Below are 21,119 nucleotides of genomic sequence, written 5' to 3'. Positions count from 1 at the left end.
CGTTCTTGTGTGTCACATCTCGTGGCGGGTGAGCGATTCCGGGTGAATGGTGAATAATGGGGAGCGTGCTGCCGGTTGTGCATTTGTCACCCGTGCGGGTGCGCGCGAAACGCACCTATTGACTACTAACATGCGATCATGTACCCACTCGTTCACCCGCTTCCCGAAAACGAGTTCAGTGTCGTCCCAGCTGCACCGCTGTGGAGTGAGAAGCTGAACTCGAGGTGGTCGGCTCACAGTAGGGAATTGAGTGCCGGACCAAGCAGCCCGAGTGCGAGCCCGGACGCGAGCAGCGAGAGGCCGACGATAAAGAGGATGCGCTGGAACCAGCCGCGTGAGGGGGTGTCAGTACTACTGACTCGGCGATCGATTCGGTTGTGCATCGCATCCGCTTTCGAACCGATCGGATCGGGGAGCATCCCGAGGATTTCGAACGGCTCCGTCGGGTCCAGCGCGCCGACGAGGAGCGCGAAGCCGACGAAGGTCAGGAAGCCGACCGGTGGGACGACCGCGAGCGCGAGCAGTGGGTTCGTAATCGCCATCGAGAGCGAGAGGATGGGGGCGCCGGCGAGCAGCGCTGCAACCACACCACGGCCGAGTCGTGCGTCAGCGAGGGGATCGAATCCGATAACGCGGGCGCTCAGGCAGTGAAACGCGAACATCGAGCCGTACCCGATGCTCGTTGCGACTGCCGCGCCGTGCATCCCGTAGCGAGGAATCAACAGCGCGTTGAGAACGAGGTTGATGCCGGCTGCAGCTCCGGTTGCCGCAACCGGATACCGGAGTTTGCCGTTCCCCTGCGAAATGGCGAGGATCGGGCGCGCCAGTGCGAATCCCAGCGCACCGGGGAGGAGGAGGAGGAGGGGCTCAATCGCCGGCTTCGCTTCGGAACCGAAGTAAATGGGGATGGCGACATCGGCGAGTGACGCGAGGCCGACAGCCATAATCGCCGTTAGGAGAAACGTATAGCGGGTCGTCCGGGAGGCGAGTTCAGTAATCTGTCGGTGGCGGTTCTGCGACCAGAGTTCGGACGTCGAGTGAACGTACACGGTCTGGAGGGCGATGCCGACGAACCAGAGGAACTCGGCGATAGCGAGGGCGGCGCGATAGTTCCCGACGTCGGCGCTCGTGCGGAACTGCTGGAGCATGATGATGTCGATGTGATAGAGCGACATCAGGAGGAAGACGAGCGCGATGCTCATCGAGTTGAACGTGAGCATCGTCTTCCGGGGGAAGTTATCGCCGGGTCGGTCGAACACCGACGAAAGCGGAACGCGGCGGTGAATGAGGACGAGACCGACGGCCGCGACGAGGATACTCGCGACGAGGTGGCCGACGAGTGCGCCGAAAACGCCAGCACCGAGGTAGGCAAGCGGGATGGCGACGATGACGAAGCCGACCTTGTCGAGGACTTTCAGCGGTTCGGAGTAGCGTTCGAGGCCGAATCCCATGAGGGTCTTGCGAGCGTAGTCACGAAACTGGGCGGTGATGACGAGCAGTGCGAGCGCGTAGAAGTACTGCGACAACCCGCCGCCGAAGGCACTCCCGACGAGGTCGAAATAGGCGGCAAGAAGCATGAGCACTGCTCCAGCGGCCGAAAGGACGAGTGCAAGACGAAAGTAGTAGCCGACGACGTGTTTGCGCCAGTTCGCTTTCGGTCGGTCCTCGGCGAGGAACTTCCGCACACCATCCGTGATACCGGAGCTCACGAAGATCATGTAGATCGCGAACACCGACATCAAGAACGAGTAGTCACCGAATCCCGACGCACCGAGAAACCGGTACAGAAGCGGCGTCGAAAGTGCCGTGACGACGAGAACGATAACTTTTGTGCTGACGACCGAAAAGATACCGCTAGCGAGACTTCTGTTCATTGCTTGTCCTCCAGCGACCGCCGTCCGATGATCGAATTTCTCGGTCGACCAACCGACAACTCGCGAGCGAAAGCCACAGTGGTGAAGCGATGCCGCTACGGCGGCCTTATTATACCGCGGTTAAACGAGACGTGCAACGTGATTGGCCGTCGACGGCGCGATTACCGGACTGATAAGTATAGGACTGTACCCACGACCGTGACACTAACCGATGGAGAGAGATTCGACAGGTCGCCGACTGACGCGACGCCACCTCATCGCCACGGCTGGTGTCAGCTGTCTCGGACTGGGTGCTGGCTGTAGCGCGATTCGACCGGGCGGCGAGAACGGAAACGAATCCGGAAACGGAAACGAAACCGACGGAACCGGCGACGAGACCGATAGCGAAGACGTACCAACGATCGACGGCGGAGCCGTCGTGTTCGTCTACGACGACGGTCCGATGGCAGACTACGAGACCGCATTTCCGGTCCACCAAGAGTTCGACGCGCCCGCAAGCACCGGCATCGTCACCGAGTGGATGGGACGTCAAGACTTCGATGGCTCCGACTGGATGACCGTCGAGCACCTCGACGAACTCGAATCCGCCGGCTGGGAGATCATGTCCCACACGACCTCCCACACCGCACTCGGCGAGTTCGAACTCGTCGAGGATGCCACGGCGGACGATACCCGTATCTACCCCGAAGAGCGCAACCACGGCTTCAACCACGGGAACGAGATCGAAATCACGGACGGCGACACGAGCGTTCGCCGGACGGTCGTCAACTCGAACACGGACGGCACCGGCGGCTATCTCGAACTCGACGAGGCGCTGGGCGAGTCCTTCAGTGCAGGGGAGGCCGTCGAGCGATACCCCGACGACGTCATGGGCGAGTTCCTCGAAACGTCAAAGAACACGCTCGAGGACCACGGCCTGACAGTCGATACGCTGCTTGCGCCCTACGATGTCGTCGACGAGTGGGCAATCGAGCACGCAAAGGAGTACTACGACGGAATCGCGAACGTGAATCCGGACTCGATGCACAACGACCGTGACGCGTTCGATCCGTTCGATACGCACCGAACCTACTTCGTCGAGTTCACCAATCAAGAGACGATCGAGACCGAACTCGATCGAGTCGCGAGACAGGAAAACATCGCGATCCTGGGTGCACACACGTTCAAAGAAGAAGTCACGGCCGACCGCATCCGCGAGACCCTCGAGTGGATCGACGAACTCGGTCTCCAGGTCGTGACGTTCCGAGATGCGATTCGAGCGACGAGCGAGTAGCAGTCGCTCGTCGTCTTCTCGGTTGTGGGCAGTCGTCAGTGTGGTTTGAGACGGACTGCTGTACCGATTTCCCGGCACAACCGCAGAACGGGTTGCGGGTACGCCGAAGATGACCGTCTGAGCGTGACTCGAACTCGGCTCAAACGAGACCGATACCGATACCGATACCGAGAACGAGAGTGCAGCGGTTACGAGTCACACCCGTTCGCGTTGCACTTTCGCTACACGATCGTATTGTTCCAGGTGACGACGTCGTCCGCACCGAGGTCGTCGATTCCGTTGACGATTTCGTTCACTTTGAACTGGGGGTTATCGATGCCGGGATAGAGTCGGATACCCTCCTGGCCCTCGTAGGATTCGACCGTCGAGTTCCGGAGCAGGTTCCCGTCGCCGTTGTCGATGTACGGGTACTGGTTTGCACGGAAGGTGCACTCGTAGAAGGTCGCGTCGTTCCCGTTGAGGAAGACGGCGTTCCGGTCGGCACCGTTGCGACCCGGTTGGTCGACGGAGACGTGACTGAACCGACAGTTGTCCCGGCTGCACCGGATGTCGTCACGGAAGCCAGCCGAGGTGACGCCGGCCTCGCCGTAGATATCGAGGAGTTCGACGAGTACCCGTTCGTCCCGGTCGCTGTCTCGAATCCACAGCGGATACCCACCCGCGGCGTTGTAATCGATCTCGCCGTCGTAGATGTAGGTGTAGCCCGCTTCCGGCGAGACGACGATCCCGTGGTTGACTCGATCGCCGCTGATCTCGATGTTCGTGTCTTTGATCTTCGAGGACTCGCACGTGTTCATCACCGAAAGCGCGTGGTTGGTCGGCTGGAGCGACGTGATCGAGATATCGACGTCGTCGATCTGGAGGTTCTTCCCGTTCTCGAGTCGAACGCCCCGCTGTCCGCGGTCGTACGACCGCGTCCGATCGATTTCGACGGTCGCGTTCCTGACGACGCTTCCCTCACCGCCGACGCGAACGTTCGCGCCGTTGCTGTTTCTGAACTCGCCGCCGTCGACGACGATCGTCCCCTCCTCGTTAATCGCGTACAGCCCGTTGTCCGGGAAGCCGCCGAGTTCACAATCGCTGAACTCGAGGTGACCGACGTTCGTGTTCGCTTCGATCCCGATCGGACCGCGCCAGATATTCCCCGCGTTGGGCGTCTGATCCGCGTGGACGCCGCCGTCGGGCGCACGGAATCGTTCGATGATGCCGTAACCGTCCGGATCGGCCATGGCGAACATACCAGGACCCCACGTCCCGCTGTCGTGTTCGCCGTGAATCGTCACGTCCCGTACTTCGAGGTGGTCTTCGGCTGTCGCCTCGATGACCCGAATCCCCGTATCCGGTGCCGTCTGGTCGACGTCGAACCCTGCGAACAGCAGGTGACCACCCGGTCTATAGGAGACGCCGAGACGGAATAACCGAAACTGCGGACCATCGAACTCGTGATAGTTCGCCGGCACGAGCGTCGCTCCATCCCCGACCATACCGAACTTCTCGAATCCGGTAAACCGGAACTGTTCGTCGATGTAGTATTCGCCCTCGGGGAAGATCAGCAACGTGTTGTCCGCACGAAGGTCCTCGAGTACAGGCGTAATCGATCTCCGCCCGGTGTTGTCCATCCCCGCGTCGACGACGTTAACAACGTTATCGAACTCTTCACCGTACTCGTGTACGGCCGCGCCGTTCGTCGTTGCCGCTCCGAGGCCAAGCGCCGTTGCGCCGGCAACCGAGACACCTTGCAAGAACGTCCGTCGCGACCGGCCGGACCCACCACTCGAGCCAGATCCCCCCGTCGCTGTCGCAGCAGCGTCGTCAGATGCTGTCGCCGAATCGTTCCATCCATCCCCACTTCCCCGAATCGCGTTCCGCATACCACTTCGTTTCGACATTGATAGCCAAGTTACTTGAGTAATCTTTGGTCCGAGTATCTATGGATTCGGATAGCAAGCCTTTAAGTTTGATACGACAATCCTCTGAGAAGATGACCATTACTGACGTGAGAATTGCAACTATTGTACGTGTTGCAATTCTACGGGTATCGCCTTTGATAGGCCGTAACAAGCGCGATTGATCGCCGATCCTATGGCGCGTATAATACCCAGATAATCCGTCATTGCCGTTACTCAACTACGTATCTTATCGGATGCCAACACCGACAAACTCCCGGTTAAACGCGGGCTCACCTATCGAACAAACAGATAGTCGCTGAATCCTGAGGAAACGCTACCTGGGACGAGTCGCCCCGAGTAGCCACTACAGTCACCGATTACAGTCATACCCTTTCGCTCTTCGAACGCGTCCGGTCACGAGGCACTCGAAACGCGCGCCTAGTCGGCACCAAAGCCGACAACTGCCCAGTATACCGCTCCTCAGTCGTTGCTCGGACTGGACTCGTCCGGCGTCCGATCGTCATCAAGCGTCGCACCGATCAACTCCGCGACAGCCCGCCGCAACCGCTGTGAGACTGCCGAATCAGTAATATCAAGCTGCTCCGCTAGATCGTCCTGCGTCGCCTCTCGCGGAATGTCGTAATACCCCGCATAGTACGCAAGCGACAGGATCTCGTGTTGCTGCTCAGTCAGAAAGTACGTTCCGTCGTCCGAAGCCGACGACTCGTACAACTGGTCCACCCGAAACGAGATGTCCTGCTCACGACAGTACTCCCGAAACTCCATCAGCGCCTCCCGGTCCGGAAAGTGAACGCGGGCGTTCCAGCCGCCTGAACCGCTCGTGATCGTAAAGACGAACAGCCCGTGCTTGGCACAGCGCTCCGGCACGAGTTCACGCTCGGTCTCGAGTTGGACGCGGTAGATCACTCGGTTGTCGAACGTCGCAACGCGGATCGGATCGGAGACGGTCGGATCGGCCTCCATCGAGGCTTCGAGTCGCTCGTACTCGTCGGTAAACAGCGAGACGAAGTACGTTACCGCGTCGTCGGCTTCGACCTCGTACTCGTATCTAATCATGACGTTCGGATGTCGCTCGATAGTTGGTACCAATACGAGTTCGTCGTGAGCGACGTTGATCTCTGCAATGAACCCCATGTAACCGTTTGCCTGACACTCAGCTTGACTAACTCATACTTATCGTGTCACTAAGCGCCGTTGTACTGACCGTAACCGGTGAAACGGTCATACGGGGGCAACTGAGTGAGAGAAAGACCCGACCCGGCTGTGCGTACAACTACGCCACGTCGGTCACACTGGGACGGCTGTCCCGGTGGAGTCAATTGAGGTAGCCAAGATCGGCAAGTCGCTCCGTCACGTCGTCGTCGGCATTGGGTCCAGTCTGGTCCTGGTCCTGGTCCTGGTCCCGGCTCTGATTCTGGTCCCGTTCGTTTCCCCGTGTCAGTCCGCTGCTCGCTCGACCCTCGTGCTCCGGATACTCGATCGCGTCGGTCGGTTCGACGGCCGAAACGACCTCACCGTCCATCCGATCACTGTAGGGAACCCCCATCGCAGCCATGACCGTGGGCGCAACGTCGAACAGATGCGCCCGCTCGAGTGTGGCAGTCTCGTCGATCCCCTCGCCCAGAGCGACGAACACCCCATCGAGCTTGTGATTCCACGGCTCGACCGGGCCGAAGTAGGTCGTTGCGTTCTCGCGGAACTGTTCCGAAATCGTGTGCTCGAAATCCGTCGGAATCGTGACGATATCGACCGTCTCCTCGACGTGCTCGCCGTGGAAGTACTCCTCGCGCGGCTCGACCGTCTCGAAGAACGACTCGCCGTCCGGCGTTTCGACGCCGCGAAGCAGTTCGATCAACTCCTCGCGAACGGTCTCGTACTCCGATGGGGGAACGACGCCCATCGGTTCACGCCCCGCGAGGTTGATCCGAACGCCGAGTTCAGTGCGAGCGCGGACGTAGGCCTTCGACGAGCTGAAGTCGACCTGCTCGTTTGCCGTCCGCGACACACCGCTTGGCGCGTACTTGATGGCCAGATCGGCGAGTCCGACGCGCTCGAGCGCCGTCCGAATCCGGCTGGCAGTAATCCCGAACTGCGCGGCGACCGACGCCGCCCGAGCGACCGTCCCCGGCTCCCAGGTATCGTACTCCTCGCCCTCACGGAGCCGCCGCCGCATCGGCGTCCACGACGGCATCCCTTTTCCGCTCGTCGTCGTCTCCAGGAATCCCTCGTCGCGCAAGAACTCGTTCAGCCTGAACTCGTAGCCCTCGTACGGCCCCATGCCGTGATCGCTCACGAGGAAGACCCGATCCGGATCACAGGCCTCGAGAACGCGCGTAATCTCCTCGTCCGTCGCCTCGTATATCGTCTCGACCTTCTCTTCGTCTCCCGCGAACTCGTGGAAGACCGTATCCGTCTTCTGGAACTGCAAGAACCCGAAGTCGGGGTCGTACTCGTCGACCAGATAGCGAAAGGCCGCTCCGCGCATACGAGCCAGTTGCTGGTACTCCGCCATCTTCACGGACTCCGGAACCGACTCGTCATCACGCGTGTAGTTCGGATAGACCCGATACTCGCCGATCGCCTCCCGAACCTCCGCTAACAGTCCCGCCGGATGACACTGCGGGTCTTCGGGGCCGAGGAACCCGGGAATGACCGCGCCATCGAACTCGTCCGGCGGATGCGTCACCGGCGCGTTGACGACGACGCTCGACCGATCCTGCTGGTCCAGCAACGTCCACAACGGCTGTGCGGCAACGTCGTCGTTGCTCGTCACGTGCCAATCGTATCCATCGTAGCCGACGAATCCGATCGCCCCGTGCTTTCCCGGATTGACGCCGGTATACACCGAGGGCCAAGCACTCGGCGTCCACGGCGGAATCTGCGACTCGAGCGGCGCAGTGACGCCATCGGAACACAGCCGTTCGATCGTCGGAATCCGATCGTCTTCGAACAACCGCTCGAACACCGGCAAACAACCCGCGTCGATGCCGATCACCAAGGTCTCGAGTGAACTCGACTCGCCGTCCGTATTGTTCTCGTTCGATACCATCTCGTCGCGGCTAGACGTCCGACTCATCGTATCATGCCTCTAGTATGTGGTACTGCTGTGCTAGCCCGACCGGTACTGCGTCCAGTCTGCGACGGACCACAGCCACTCGCCGGCCGATACGAGCACGCGTCTTAGTTCAAGCCAACGGAGACGGTGCCCTTCATTATCTGTTCGTTAAACCCCTCAAAACCGAAATCTTGCAATGGCTCCCGACTAGTGAACTCTCCGTCTGCCAACTGCAGTATCGGTTCCCGCTCCATCTTACTCAGTCAATTCGTCGTCGTTCTCGCCACTGAACGATGGCGACTGAGGGTGACCCGTCTGTCGGCTGTATAGCCACTCCGCCCAAGAGAGTTTGAGCTGGCTCGCATCTCGATCCGGGTATTGCCGCTCGGCCGTCTGGCTGTAGTTGAGCAGTGCAACCAGCAAGACGCCGCCGACGATATTGCCGAGCGTAACCGGAACGAAGAATTCCACAATGGCAGCCCAGAGCGTTTCTTGCCCGCGGAAGACGAAGTAAAGCACCTCGCACATGCCAGTAATACAGTGGAACAGATCGGTCGCCGGGATCAAGAACATGAGAAAAACGATGATCAGAAAGCGCGCCGTCGTATCCTGACTCGCGTGCACCAGCCAGACCATCGCTGCAACGATGTTCCCCGCGAACACCGCCTTGAAAAAGAGATCCCACCAGCCGGTCGCAAACGCGTGTTCGCCGAACCCCCGTGCAACCGTGGCAGCTTCGGACGTGAACACACCCGTGGTCGCAAGGACGAGAGCGCCGAGAGCCGCCCCGAGAACGTTCGCAACGATAACAACCACCCACAGTCGAAGTAGGTTTCGTACACTCGCGATGCGCGTCAACACGAGCGTGACCGGCGTGAGCGTGTTCTCGGTGAAGAGTTGATACCGCCCCATCACGATGAGTACGAAGCCGACCGGATAGAACAGATTCCCGATCAACTCCCCCGAATCGGACGGAACAGCCGCAGTAACCGCCGACCGCGCAAGAAACGTCAGCGTCACCGCGAACCCGGCTGCCAGCCCACTCATGAATAACAGACGATTGCTCCGACTGAACTCCTCGTCGGCGGTGGCGACGATCCGCTGGAAAATCTCGTCCGCCGAGAAGTAATCCCGAATGGCCGCACCCGCGGCCGGGGCCCCGCTTTGTGAACGGTCGATCGTATCGCGCAGCGCCCTCCCGCGATGCCGGATCGACGCCTGGATAGCGGTGATATCTCCCGCCCGAACGATCGCCTCGTGCAGCGCGTCGAGTTCGGCAGGCCCATCGTACCGACGGCCGTTAATGAAGACCGTCGGCGTCCCGTCGACGCCGCTCTGGGCACCGCTTGAAACGTCCGCCTCGATGCGTTCCTGGTGGACGCCGTTCTCTAACTCGCGGACGAATCGATCCGTATCAAGCCCGATTTCGGCGGCGTAACGAACCAGGTCGTCCGCCGCGAGCGCCCCCTGGTTCTCGTAGAGAACGTCGTGCATCTCCCAGAACTTTCCCTGGGCGGCGGCCGCCTCGGCCGCTTCTGCAGCGCGCAGCGCATGCGGATGGACCGACGTGAGCGGAAAGTGGCGAAAGACGACTCGAAACTGATCGCCGAGTTGGTTCTGTAGCCGCTCGAGGACGTCGTATAGGTTCCCGCAGGACGGACATTCGAAGTCAGCGTACTGTACGAGCGTCAACGGCGCATCGTCCGGTCCGCGGCTATGATCGCGCTCCGTGACCGAAGTCGTAAGCGTCGAGACTGTCGATCGACTCATTTGATCTTCTGGAAGGGACGACACCGTTGACGGACTTAGCCTTCCCCGGCCCACTCGCTGCCGTTCCGGCCGCCGGTGAACTCGCGCTAGAACGGCCGGCGAATCGACTGGAAGAACTCGTTTCTAAGAGTTCGGTCGCGCCAAACTAGTTACGAGCGGGTTCGCCGCCCGCGGAATTGGTCGCAACAAGATAATTCCGAGCGGGGCTGGCGTTCCGAGTGTTGCATCTTAAAATGCCGTGACGCTGGTGAGTCGGGCGTTCGTCTACATGGTCCATCACCGTCGCCGTCCTCCGAATATTGAATCTCCCAGTCATCCCAGTCATCCCAGCTTTGAACTCTGATAAAGGACTCCGAAACAGATCCCGTTCCTCGTCAGAAGTAAACGGATTACCACCAAGCATCGAAGCAGAAACGTCCATATCAGCCGGCTTTGTTGAAGTCCCGTTCTTCACGTGCTCACTGCACGCGCGAACTTGCCAGAGGATTCTATCCGTTATCTCAGCGTTCAAAGATAGGCACATATGAAATTCGCTTGAAACGGAAAGAACTTAGACACTATAGTGGTTCAGTAGAGACCGAACTATGCCCTCCATCCAGACGAATGGATTGACGAAACAATTCGGCGATGACATGGTCGCTGTTGATGATCTTAACCTTTCTATTGAGAAAGGAGAGATATTCGGTTTTCTCGGCCCGAACGGAGCTGGGAAATCAACGACGATTAACATGTTGCTCGACTTCATCCGGCCAACAGAAGGATCCGCACAGGTCCTCGGGATGGACGCCCAAGAAGAAACTGCTGCGATCCGCGAATGTATCGGCGTCCTTCCAGAAGGATACGAATTTGACGACCACCTGACCGGCCGCGAATACATTGAGTGGACTATCGAGACGAAGGCAGCTGACGACGACCCTGACGAGATACTCGACACCGTTGGTATCCGTGACGACGCGGCCCGGAAAGCTTCCAGTTATTCCACGGGAATGCAACAGCGTCTTGCCTTCGGCATGGCCTTGATCAACGATCCCGATCTCCTTATCCTCGATGAACCCTCCGCAGGACTCGACCCCAATGGGATCCAACGCATGCGCTCGTTGATCCGTGATCGAGCTGACAACGGAACAACCGTGTTCTTTTCGAGTCATCTTCTCTCGGAGGTTGAAGCGGTCTGCGATCGAGTTGGCGTCATGACCGAGGGTCAACTTGTAGCGATGGATACGATAAAGGAACTCCGAAAGAAGGCAGGCGGCCGTGAAAGCATCATGCTGGAGTGTGCAACGCAGCCGACGAGAGATGCTGTCGACGATCTCAACGCCGTCAGTGAGGTACTTATCGAGGGAACAACGCTGACCGCGTACTGTGCTGATCCAGCGGTCAAGGCCGATATAGTCAGACAGGTCGACGACCAAGCCGATGTCGTGGACATCTCTGTCGATGAGACGTCGCTCGAGGAACTGTTCAACCAGTATACCAGCGGTGGTCGTGACGGGATGGCTCAGGAAGAGGCGAACACCGAGTTCGAGGAGGTGCCAGTATGAGCTGGCTCACCGTCGCAAAAAAGGATTTTAAGGGAGCACGGCGGTCCAAATCACTCTGGGCTGCTGCCGTCCTACTGGGGTTGGTTGCCGTGGTACTGGCCTACGGCAACCAGGCCTTTAGGCAAACCGAGGTGGAGGCTGTCCAAGGCCTGTTCCGAACGTTGACACAGATACTAGCAGTCCTGCTGCCCATCATTGCTTTGACTGCGACGTACATGGCCATCGCTGGGGAACGTGAGGGCGGCGGGATCAAGTTCTTACTTTCCCTGCCGAATACCCGACGGGACGTCTTCACTGGAAAGCTTCTGAGCCGACTAGCCATCGTCGCCTCAGGCGTTGTCTTCATGTATATCGCTGCCAGTAGCGTTTCACTGACGAAACACGGCGTGTTCCCTCTCGGCGTTATCGCCGGGACCCTCCTACTGACGATTCTTTACGGGTCAGTGTTTGTCAGTATCGCCGTCGCAGTATCGGCAGCCGCAGCCTCCCGAAGCCGCGCTATCGCCAATGCACTTGCTTCATATTTTGTCTTGGTCATTCTCTACGTGTTCCCTGATATCCAGGTTAAAACCGTGGTTCAGGGAATTCACACGTCGCTACTGGGAATGGAGAGCAATCCTGATCTCTATAACGCCGTCCAGTACACGAGTCCGTTCCTCGCATATCAGAAGGCGATTAATCTTGTGGTTCCCAATCGGTTAGAACAGCAATTGTTCCGCGACAGCGCTACGAATCTGGACGGAGACGAACCCATGTGGGCAACCGACGTTGACCTCAACCTGCCGGTATACCTGACTGATGAGTTCTCGCTTGTCATTTTGGCGTTCTGGCTTGTTGTCCCGCTTCTCGTCGGATTCTGGGCGTTCAAACGAACCGATCTAGAGTGATCCCTATGAACACACGCAACAAACTCGGTACGGCCTTCGTTGTCCTTGCGATCGTCCTGTTTACTGTGCCGGCTCTATTCCCGGTGCAGGCGGTGCTCACTCACGACACGAGGGATTCGACCTCTGACGGACAAGAACAGCTCGAAGAACAGGGTACCAAGATCGTCGAATACGATAACCTCTCCGAGAAGGGACAAGAATTGTACGTCCAAGCCCTCGAAAATGGCGGCGAGTATCGCGTCTCGACAGAGCAGGGAGCCCCTGAATTCGACTACATGACTAGTGTAGAACTTGCACAACGTCAGGATGAGAATCCGGAACACCAACCCGGGTTTATTGCGATTGAACGACCGGATGATGCCGATCTCCCGCCAGCGGATGAGCCGTCCAATCGAGGCCCGAGCGAAAATGACGAAGAGTATGAGCAGCACCGCGAACAAGTCCAGCGCTACGATTTAATGACGCTTTCAAAGGGGCCACCGCCGCTCGGTGCGACTCCGCAATTGCTTCGCCTTGCAGCCAGCCTCCTCGCAGTTATCTCGTTCGGTATTGGTGGGTATCTCCTGTCCTCGAAGTCAACTTAGTCCGTCATAGAACACCTACAACTGACTTCTTCCGACCAAAGGCCGTTTCAGGTAGTGGAATGAAACGACTGCCAAAGCCAATCTAAGGGGCTATCTCCGAGAGAAGTGAGAGCCGACGTTCAATCACTGCTGTGTCTGTATTCACCACGGCCGCTTCAAATTCGTATACAATTCAAGAACGCAGCACTTCGTATCTCGCCGTGGAAACCCGCCTCACTGCCTCCGCTCACGGCTGTCAGGATTCAAACCTCGAGTTCATAGTCCCGGGCGGATTCGAACCGCCGTCCTGAGCTCCAAAGGCTCAGATGATTGGCCACTACACCACGGGACTGCGGATCCACCTGTGGGTTAGCGACAGACTGGCTTATGAGTTATTGTTTCGCTCTCCCAACTCGCCAGCGTCTTGCTCACCGGTCGGCCCACGACTCACCGCCGCTCGCGGCCGACCGCATCACCGATTCGCCTCGAACCAGTCGACAGCGAAGTCGACGAGTTCCGGCTGGGACAGGAGCCTAGCCGTCGCCACACTGACGGTCCCCGTCGTCACTGCTGATCCTCCCTGCTGTTCGAACGCCGCCCCGACTTCGGGAAAGTCGTCGGTCGACTGGGCGATGTCCACGTACTCCCGCTGCACTCGGTCGCCGTCCTCGAGCATCGGGACGGTATTTCTCGTCGTCTCCCGCTCGAGTGCAGCGCGATATTCCGCGAGGTGCAACGACGTGTTGGAATCGTGGCCGACGCCGAGGAGCAAGACCGTTCCGCCGAGTTCAGCGATGGTCGCCAGCGGGGAGTCCTCGCCGAGTCCGTAATCGAGCCCGTGCTCGGAGACGACCGCCTCGGCGTCCGCACCCCACGCGGCGAACGAGTAGACCGGATGCGAACTCCGGACGACATCGTCGTAGGTTCGGAAACACTCCGGAATCGCACCCATTCCTCGCGACGGAGTGACGGCCGGTCGGAACGGTGGTCGCGACGCGCGGATGGTGTCGACCCAGTCGTCCGGAACGGGCGGGTTCGACCAGACAGCAGGGTCGGAATACTGTGTCGTGTGCGTCGGCATGACGAGCGTCCCACTGGGCGTGACCGCATTTCGAAGGGCTTCGACGACGGCCTGGGCATCGCCTGCCACCCAGCCGAGCGACGACAGCGACGAGTGGACGAGCACCACCTCGCCGGCCCCGACGCCGAGTGCACGAAACTCCTCGGTAAGTGTGGAGACGGTAGCCGGCTCCGCAACGCGATCGACAGCGTCCGCTTCGCTCATAGCCGTTCGTTTCGGTCAGATACCGTAATACCACCGATTAGTGTCGATACCATAGAGAACCACTTGCTGAAAACCCAGTGCTAGAGCGAGGGGCACACAGACTGTGGAAGTGGTATCAGTATATCAGTATCCTCGCCCGCGGCCCGTCTCTATAGAACGCGATACGAATACGAGAAATTACCTGTAAATAGCGAGGGCGTTCACAACGACACGTCACTCGCCGTCTATCGATCCGTGACCCGTCGCCAATTTGAATTTCCGGATCTTTCCCGAGGCCGTCCGCGGGAGTTCGTCGATGAACTCGACCTCTCGGGGATGCTTGTAGGCTGCAATGGTGTCGAGGAAATACTCCGTGATGTCCGATTCGGTGATATCGACACCGGGCTCGGAGTCCGGCGTCGGGACGACGAACGCCTTGGGGACCTCGTTGCGCCGTTCGTCCGGAATGCCNGTGTTCGGCGAGGAGTTCTTCGAGTTCACTCGGATAGACGTTGTAGCCGGCGGTGACGATGACGTGCTTTTTCCGATCGACGATCTCGTAGTAGTTGTCGTCGTCCCGGCGGGCGATATCGCCGGTCCGGAAGTAGCCGTCGTCGGTGAACGCGGCTGCGGTTGCGTCCGGCCGGTCGTGATAGCCCGTCATGACGTGCGGGCCGCGAACGAGGAGTTCACCTGCCTCGCCCGGCGGAACCTCTTCGCCACCGTCGTCGACGATCTTGCAGTCGGTCATCCGTAGCGGTTGCCCGATCGTCCCGTGGCGCGGCCCGAACGTCGAGTTCGACTGACTGTGGGTCGCGCCGTGCGTTTCCGTGAGACCGTACCCCTCCTGGATGTCGACGCCGGCGGTCTCCTCGAACTGCTGCTGGACGGCGACGGAGAGCTTCGCCCCACCCTCGCTGACCGTTTCGAGGCTCGAGAGATCGAACGAGCTGAACTCGTCGCTCGCGACCATGTCGACGTACATGGCGGTGACGCCGATGAAGTGGGTGATCGCCTCCGTTTCGATCAGCGACATCGCCGCGTCGGCGTCCCAGTTTGCGGCGCTGCGCAGGAACACCCGGCCGCCGCGGACGAGGGGCTGCCATGCGGTGTGCGTAAAGCCGGTGATGTGATACAGCGGAAGCCAGGCGAGACTGCGGACCGTCTCGGGTGCGAGAGACTGTTCCTGAGAGAGGGTCGAGAACAGCTGGGTTCGAAAATTCCGATGGGTCAAGTGGACGCCCTTCGGCTTGCCGGTCGTCCCGGAGGTGTACGGGAGCAGTGCAATATCATCGGCGGCTCGCTCGACGATCCGTTCCTCGCCGCGAACTGACTCGAAGGTGTGAACGTCGTCGTCGGTGCTTGCAACGCTGATAACGGCCGGATCGGCGTCGACGGCCGCGAGTCCTTCTCGCAGGTGGGGAACCAGCGCAGCGTGGGTCAAGACCGCCGTCGCGCCGGTATCTTCGAGCTGGGAGGCGAGTTCACGGCGGCGGTACTGCGGGTTGACCGGGGAGACGGCGACGCCGGCTTTGAGCGCGCCGAGCGAGCCGATCAGGGCTGCGGGACAGTTCGGCACGTACTGGAGGAGGACCGAGCCGGGTTCGATGCCCAGGTCGGCCAGTCCGCCGGCAAACCGAGCGCTCTCCTCGCGGAGTTCGTCGTGCGTGAGTTCCGTTCCGTGGTACTCGATGGCAACTGCGTCGCCGTGATGGCGAGCCGTTTCGTCGTGTATCCGTGCAGCATTGCCCTCCCTGGCGGTACTACTCGTCTCGTCCAGTTCCATGTTCCTGTGTATCATGTGCCAATATTAAAACGTACCCCGGACCGACACGTCGGATGGCAGCAGAACGGCGACAGGGCCGAAGTGCGGTGCGATGGGGGAGGTAACCGTCCGTCAGATCCGAATTCGACCGAATCGATTGTGTTTACAATGGTGGCTGGACGGGGCGCGTACATTTACAATGGAGTATGGGAATGACTGGGTATGGAATACCACGACTCCGATACGGCAAAAGCCGTCTCGAACCGGGTCGCGTCGTTCATGGACGAAGTCGTCATCCCGCGCGAGCGAGAGGCGCTTGCGACGCAGGAACCGATTCCGATGGCCGAAATCGAGGATCTTTGGGAGCAAGCGAAAGAACGCGAACTGTTCGCTCCGCAGGTTTCTGCGGAGTACGGCGGCCAAGGGCTCGACTTCAGCGACATGCTCCCCTCGTTCGAACAGGTCGGCCGGTCGCTTATCGGCGCGCTCGCGCTCCGAGCCAATGCGCCCCAGGAGGGGAACATGCACACGCTCGAGATGGTCGGTACCGACGAACAGAAAGAGCGGTGGCTTCGCCCGCTCGTGCAGGGCGATATCAGTTCGGCGTTCGCGATGACCGAGCCGCGACAGGGAGGGGGTTCCGACCCGAAAATGCTCCAGAGTACGGCCACTCGAGACGGCGACGAGTGGGTCGTCAACGCCCACAAGTGGTGGACCTCGGACGGGCTGAACGCCGACTTCTACCTGGTCATGGCCCGAACGGACCTCGACGCCCACCCCTACGAGGGCACCTCGATCATCCTCGTTCCCGCCGACGCTGCCGGCGTCACCGTCGTCCGAAACGTCCCCCACCTCGGCGGCCACGGCATCACGGAACGCGAGGGCGGGCACGCCGAAGTGAAGTTCGAGAACGTCCGCGTTCCCGTCGAGAACACCATCGGCGAAGCCGGCCAGGGCTTCCAGATCGCTCAGATGCGACTCGGCGGCGGCCGGCTCACCCACTGCATGCGCTACTCCGGCATGGCCGAGCGCTCGCTCGACATCGCGAAGGCCTACCTCAGCGAACGCGAGGCCTTCGGCACGACGCTCGAAGAAAAGCAGGCGCTTCGCCACCGGATCGCGGACGCCGAAACCCGACTCCACGCCGCGCGAACGATGGTCCGCCACGCCGCCCGCGAACTCGACCGCAGCGACGCCCGCATCGAGGTCGCGATGGCGAAGATGTTCACCGCGAACGTCACGCAGGAGACGATCGACCTCGCGCTGCAATGCTGTGGGGGCAACGGCATCGGGAAAGACCTCCCGATCGCGCACTTCTACGAGAACGTCCGCGCGTTCCGTATTGTCGACGGCGCGGACGAAGTCCACCGCCGCTCGATCGCTCGCTGGGCGTTCGAAGACGTCGACGAGGACGAAATCGAGAACACCCTCCAGTTCGACGAGGACCTGCGGGTCGACGAACTCGACGAGTAAGCGCGCGGCGAGGGAAAGCGACCTCAGACTCGCTCGATGATCGTCGCGATCCCCTGTCCGAACCCGATACACATCGTCGACAGGGCCGTGTCCTGTCCGGTTCGCTCGAGTTCGTGTGCCAGTTTCGTCAGCAGCATGGCACCGGTCGCCCCGAGCGGGTGGCCGTGGGCGATGGCACCGCCGTTGACGTTGACTCGCTCCCAGGAGACGCCGGTTTCCGCGAGCCAGGCTGCGACGACGGAAGCGAAGGCCTCGTTGACTTCGAAGAGATCGATGTCTTCGAGTTCCATGTCGGCCGTCTCCAGAACCTGCTCCGTCGCGGGAATCGGGCCGGTGAGCATCGTGATCGGGTCGACGCCGACGACTTCCGTCTGGACGATGCGGGCCATCGGCTCCCAGCCGTGGCGCTCGGCGGCCTCGGCGCTCGCGAGCAGCAGGGCAGACGAGCCGTCGACGATGCCCGAGGAATTGCCCGGATGGAGGACGCCGGTGCCCTCCTCGCGGAACGAGAGCGGCAGTTCCGAGAGCGTCTCGAGATCGGTATCCGGTCGCGGGTGTTCGTCCTGCTCGACGCGGACCGTCTCACTTTCCGTTCGACTATCCGACTCGCTTTCCTCCCCGTCGAGTTCGGTTTCGACGGGAACGACCTGGTCGTCATAGTGGCCGGCATCCCAGGCTTCGGCCCAGCGACGCTGGGAGTCGACGGCGAGTTCGTCTAGCTCCTCGCGGGTGAACCCGTAGTCTTCGGCGATCCGTTCTGCACCCTCGCCCTGGGTGGTAACCTCCTCGAAGTACTCGAAGTACGTGTCCGTGACGCCGTCGCCGTCCGAGCCCATCGGTTCGCGAGTCATGTGTTCGACGCCGCCGGCGACCAGCACGTCGTGTTGGCCGGCCATGATGTTCGTCGCGGCGAAGTTGACCGCCTGTTGGCCCGACCCGCACATGCGGTTGAGTTGGACGCCGGGGACCCCGTCGCCCCAGCCGGCGACCATCGGCGCCAGCCGGCCGATGTTCGCTCCCTGCTCGCCGGTCGGCGTCACGCAGCCGTAGATGACGTCCTCGATCGTCTCCGGATCGAACTCGTTTCGACGCTCGAGCGCTTCGAGCGGCTTCGCCGCCAGGTCCTGTGGGTGCGTGTCGCGGAACGAGCCGTCCCGATTGCCGAACGGAGTGCGGACAGCGTCGACGATAACTGCGTCGTACATGTGTCAGGAATACTCTAGCGCCCCCTATAGACGTTCCGCACGTCCCGCAGAGGCGGTTACCGAGACTAGCAGTAGAACCAACGCGCACCCGACAGAACTCGCCAGCCACCGGTTGGCGTACGCTTATGAGTTCGTCGAACGAACCCTGCTGGCAATGCCCACCACAGGACGCGACGGAGGTGATGGCGATGCCGACGAAACCGCTCGCTGAACTCGAAGCGATGATCGGCGACTCGCACCGAACGGTCGAGGGCTTTCGCGTCGAGGCCGGGAAAGTCGCCGAGTTCGCCCGCGCGATCACGGATCCGAACCCGGCGTTCCGGGACGAGTCCGTCGCCCGAGAGCAGGGCCTCGACGCCGTCCCGGCACCGCTTACGTATCCGCGCGTCAAGCGCTTTCCGCGGTATCGGGCGGACGATGGGGCCGCTATCGACGAAGGGCACTACGGGTTCGACCTCGGCTTTCGCCCCGAGTACGTCCTCCACGGCGAACAGGCCTACGAGTACGCCCGCCCGCTGCTCGTCGGCGACGAACTGACCGGGACGACGACGCTCACCGACGTCTACCAGCGCGACGGCGGCCGCGCCGGCACGATGACCTTCGCCGTGCTCGAAACCGAGTACCGCGACCAGTCGGGTGAACTCGTCCTCACCGACCGCGCGACGGCCATCGAAACGGAGGGTGCCGTCGACGATGGCGAGAGCGAGAGCGAGAGTACCGAAACCCACGACGGCCCGACGGCTGGCGGCGAGCCATCCGACGACACGGGAACAGCGACACCCGACCCCGAATCCGTCGTCTCACCGCGATCAGCGCAGGATCTCGTCCCGGGACAGACCGGCCCGACAATCGTCGTTACTGAACTCGAACGACGCCACTTCGTCACGTACGCCGGCGCAAGCGGTGACTTCAATCCGATACACTACGATGAACCCTATGCCCGCAGTGCGGGCAACGAGAGCGTCTTCGGCCAGGGAATGTTCACGGCCGGTGTTGCGTCGAGAGTCGTCACCGACTGGTTCGGCCGCGCTGCTATCTCCTCGTTCGGCGTTCGATTCCAGTCGCGGGTCTTTCCCGGCGAGACGATCGTCGCAACCGGCGAGGTGACCGACGTTGCAGGAGACGGGACCGTCGAGACAGCTATCGAGGCGACGACTGCGAGCGGGACGACGCTCCTTACCGGGACGGCGACGGCGACGCTTCCGGAGCGGAAGCCGTAGTCGGCCGAAAACAGGACAATACCGTCCGATTCTCTGCGACAAAGAGCCGCCCCACACGCGGCCCAGTCGACTCTTCGTGTCACGATCGGATAAGATCGACCTCGTGAAGAACGCTTCCGACGGGGCGAACACCACAGCGTTCATCGACGACGGAACGGACGGTCAGGTCGTCCGCCTGATTTGCTGTTTTTCGCTGGGCTTCCAACTCAGTTCGAGCCACGCGATGGCGAGGAAGAACAGGAGAATGCTAAGTACGTCCGTGGGATTCGATCCGTGAGTGGTAATGCCTATGGGCAATCCAGCCAGCAGGACGAGCGGGACGAGCGGCGCACCCGAACGACGCAGGAGGACAGCGAGTGAAACAACAGCAACGAGATTACCGACGATCCCTAGCAGGGCCAAGACTCCCGCAACGCCGTTGAGAGGGTCGTTGAACAGTACTTGAACGACCGCTGCGACGCCCTCTTGCTGTTCGGGCGGAAGGTGTTGTGCTTCGCGAAGGACGACGGCAGTGGCGATTCCGGCGATCGATTCGAACGCGGTATAACAAATAAGATACGCTGCGTTTCCGATCCGTCCGACCGTCGCGAGAGGGCCTTCATATTCGGCCAAGAGTAAGTGTACGCCAATGCCAAGAAGACCAAATAGCGGCAACAGAAGAATGTGGACGTAGAACCACGTGTCTGAAACCGGCGCGAGTTCCGTGTATATATCATCGCCTGCGTGGGGATGGAACCAGAATGTAGCTGCGAGGACGAGCGGTGTACCGAGGATCACGAAGTAGCGGCCAACGATCCCAAGAGAAGTGACCAATCCAACGCCCGTTCCGGAACCCGTGGATTTACTTCCGGTCATTAGATTAATTTGATTCCAATGTCATTTAAAACGACGGGGTATGGATTACCTATTATAAGCGTTCATTCGAACGAGCTGTTCCAATCCTATCGTGATGAAGCTAGCAGTCGATCTTGCTGCTCAGTCTGCACGGAGGAAGCGAGATATGCGTATCTGTAAGAGCGAAACACCAGGCCAGGCCTATCTCGAGAAGCGCCAACGACGGAAGCCGAGACGAGACGAACTCTATCGGCGGAACGGGTTTGCGGTCCTTCAACCGGCCCGCGAGCGAGGATCTGAACGCCGAATTCGTCGGAATCACTCACTGGCCGGTTGCGCAACTTCCCTGAGATAGTCGGTCCAGTTTTCCTCGTCAGTGGCCGAGAAATCAGTATCCAAACCGACGATGGTGTTGACAACAAGCGGTTCTGCTGTTTGCCGCCACAATGGGGACGGTCCGCTGAGAAACGATGTGTTCGTGGGCA

At 60.5% G+C, this 21,119-nt stretch carries 14 protein-coding genes, 1 tRNA gene and 1 pseudogene; 6 read left to right on the top strand and 10 right to left on the bottom strand.

From position 1 onward, the window contains the following. Positions 1-233 precede the first annotated feature (233 nt). A complete protein-coding gene (locus tag C481_RS11280; RefSeq protein ID WP_006109335.1) occupies positions 234-1,874 on the bottom strand; it encodes a flippase in 1,641 nt (546 codons plus the stop codon). Between the two features lie 211 nt (positions 1,875-2,085). Here C481_RS11280 and C481_RS11275 point away from each other — a divergent pair, with 211 nt between their 5' ends. Then, complete coding sequence (locus C481_RS11275; RefSeq protein WP_006109334.1) at positions 2,086-3,147, top strand: polysaccharide deacetylase family protein; 1,062 nt, start codon at positions 2,086-2,088, stop codon at positions 3,145-3,147. Positions 3,148-3,368: 221 nt separating this feature from the next. On the opposite strand, the gene C481_RS11270 is transcribed toward C481_RS11275, so the two are convergent. The 4 genes from C481_RS11270 to C481_RS21240 form a co-directional block, all read right to left on the bottom strand. Continuing rightward, positions 3,369-5,018, bottom strand: a complete 1,650-nt coding sequence (locus tag C481_RS11270) for a right-handed parallel beta-helix repeat-containing protein (protein WP_006109333.1) — start codon at positions 5,016-5,018, stop codon at positions 3,369-3,371. A 498-nt stretch (positions 5,019-5,516) separates the two neighbouring features. Further along, positions 5,517-6,191 (bottom strand): helix-turn-helix domain-containing protein, encoded by a 675-nt coding sequence (locus C481_RS11265; protein ID WP_006109332.1) that lies wholly within the window; start codon positions 6,189-6,191, stop codon positions 5,517-5,519. Between the two features lie 181 nt (positions 6,192-6,372). After that, complete coding sequence (locus tag C481_RS11260) at positions 6,373-8,133, bottom strand: alkaline phosphatase family protein (RefSeq protein WP_049904605.1); 1,761 nt, start codon at positions 8,131-8,133, stop codon at positions 6,373-6,375. A gap of 234 nt (positions 8,134-8,367) precedes the next feature. Next, positions 8,368-9,882, bottom strand: a complete 1,515-nt coding sequence (locus C481_RS21240) for a formate/nitrite transporter family protein (RefSeq protein ID WP_006109330.1) — start codon at positions 9,880-9,882, stop codon at positions 8,368-8,370. 584 nt (positions 9,883-10,466) lie between these two features. Here C481_RS21240 and C481_RS11245 point away from each other — a divergent pair. The 3 genes from C481_RS11245 to C481_RS11235 are packed head-to-tail and all read left to right on the top strand — an operon-like array spanning position 10,467 to position 12,894. After that, a complete protein-coding gene (locus tag C481_RS11245; RefSeq protein WP_049904604.1) occupies positions 10,467-11,423 on the top strand; it encodes an ABC transporter ATP-binding protein in 957 nt (318 codons plus the stop codon). Continuing rightward, a complete protein-coding gene (locus tag C481_RS11240; protein WP_006109328.1) occupies positions 11,420-12,310 on the top strand; it encodes an ABC transporter permease subunit in 891 nt (296 codons plus the stop codon). The genes C481_RS11245 and C481_RS11240 overlap by 4 nt, the downstream gene beginning before the upstream one ends. Before the next feature lie 5 nt (positions 12,311-12,315). Beyond that, positions 12,316-12,894, top strand: a complete 579-nt coding sequence (locus C481_RS11235; protein ID WP_006109327.1) for a hypothetical protein — start codon at positions 12,316-12,318, stop codon at positions 12,892-12,894. Between the two features lie 258 nt (positions 12,895-13,152). On the opposite strand, the gene C481_RS11230 is transcribed toward C481_RS11235, so the two are convergent. The 3 genes and pseudogenes from C481_RS11230 to C481_RS11220 all read right to left on the bottom strand — a co-directional run bounded on the left by C481_RS11230 (position 13,153) and on the right by C481_RS11220 (position 15,923). After that, positions 13,153-13,225, bottom strand: a tRNA-Gln gene (locus tag C481_RS11230). Positions 13,226-13,345: 120 nt separating this feature from the next. Further along, entirely contained in the window at positions 13,346-14,158 is an 813-nt protein-coding gene (locus C481_RS11225) for an aminoglycoside N(3)-acetyltransferase (RefSeq protein WP_006109326.1), read from the bottom strand. Between the two features lie 213 nt (positions 14,159-14,371). Beyond that, positions 14,372-15,923: pseudogene (locus C481_RS11220) on the bottom strand (class I adenylate-forming enzyme family protein). 201 nt (positions 15,924-16,124) lie between these two features. Here C481_RS11220 and C481_RS11215 point away from each other — a divergent pair. After that, positions 16,125-17,375 (top strand): acyl-CoA dehydrogenase family protein, encoded by a 1,251-nt coding sequence (locus C481_RS11215; RefSeq protein ID WP_006109324.1) that lies wholly within the window; start codon positions 16,125-16,127, stop codon positions 17,373-17,375. Between the two features lie 23 nt (positions 17,376-17,398). Here the strand turns inward: C481_RS11215 and C481_RS11210 are convergent, their stop codons facing one another. Next, positions 17,399-18,580: a thiolase family protein gene (locus tag C481_RS11210; RefSeq protein WP_006109323.1), complete on the bottom strand. Its 1,182-nt coding sequence runs from the start codon at positions 18,578-18,580 to the stop codon at positions 17,399-17,401. Between the two features lie 188 nt (positions 18,581-18,768). Between C481_RS11210 and C481_RS11205 the strand changes: the two genes are divergently transcribed. Next, complete coding sequence (locus C481_RS11205; RefSeq protein WP_049904612.1) at positions 18,769-19,800, top strand: FAS1-like dehydratase domain-containing protein; 1,032 nt, start codon at positions 18,769-18,771, stop codon at positions 19,798-19,800. A 162-nt stretch (positions 19,801-19,962) separates the two neighbouring features. On the opposite strand, the gene C481_RS11200 is transcribed toward C481_RS11205, so the two are convergent. Beyond that, positions 19,963-20,655 carry a hypothetical protein gene (locus C481_RS11200; RefSeq protein ID WP_006109321.1) on the bottom strand — a complete coding sequence of 231 codons (693 nt, stop codon included), beginning with the start codon at positions 20,653-20,655 and terminating at the stop codon, positions 19,963-19,965. Positions 20,656-21,119: the final 464 nt, after the last annotated feature.

It is taken from the genome of Natrialba asiatica DSM 12278 (genome assembly GCF_000337555.1).
Lineage (GTDB): Archaea > Halobacteriota > Halobacteria > Halobacteriales > Natrialbaceae > Natrialba > Natrialba asiatica.
This window is presented reverse-complemented; position numbering and strand designations above follow the sequence as displayed.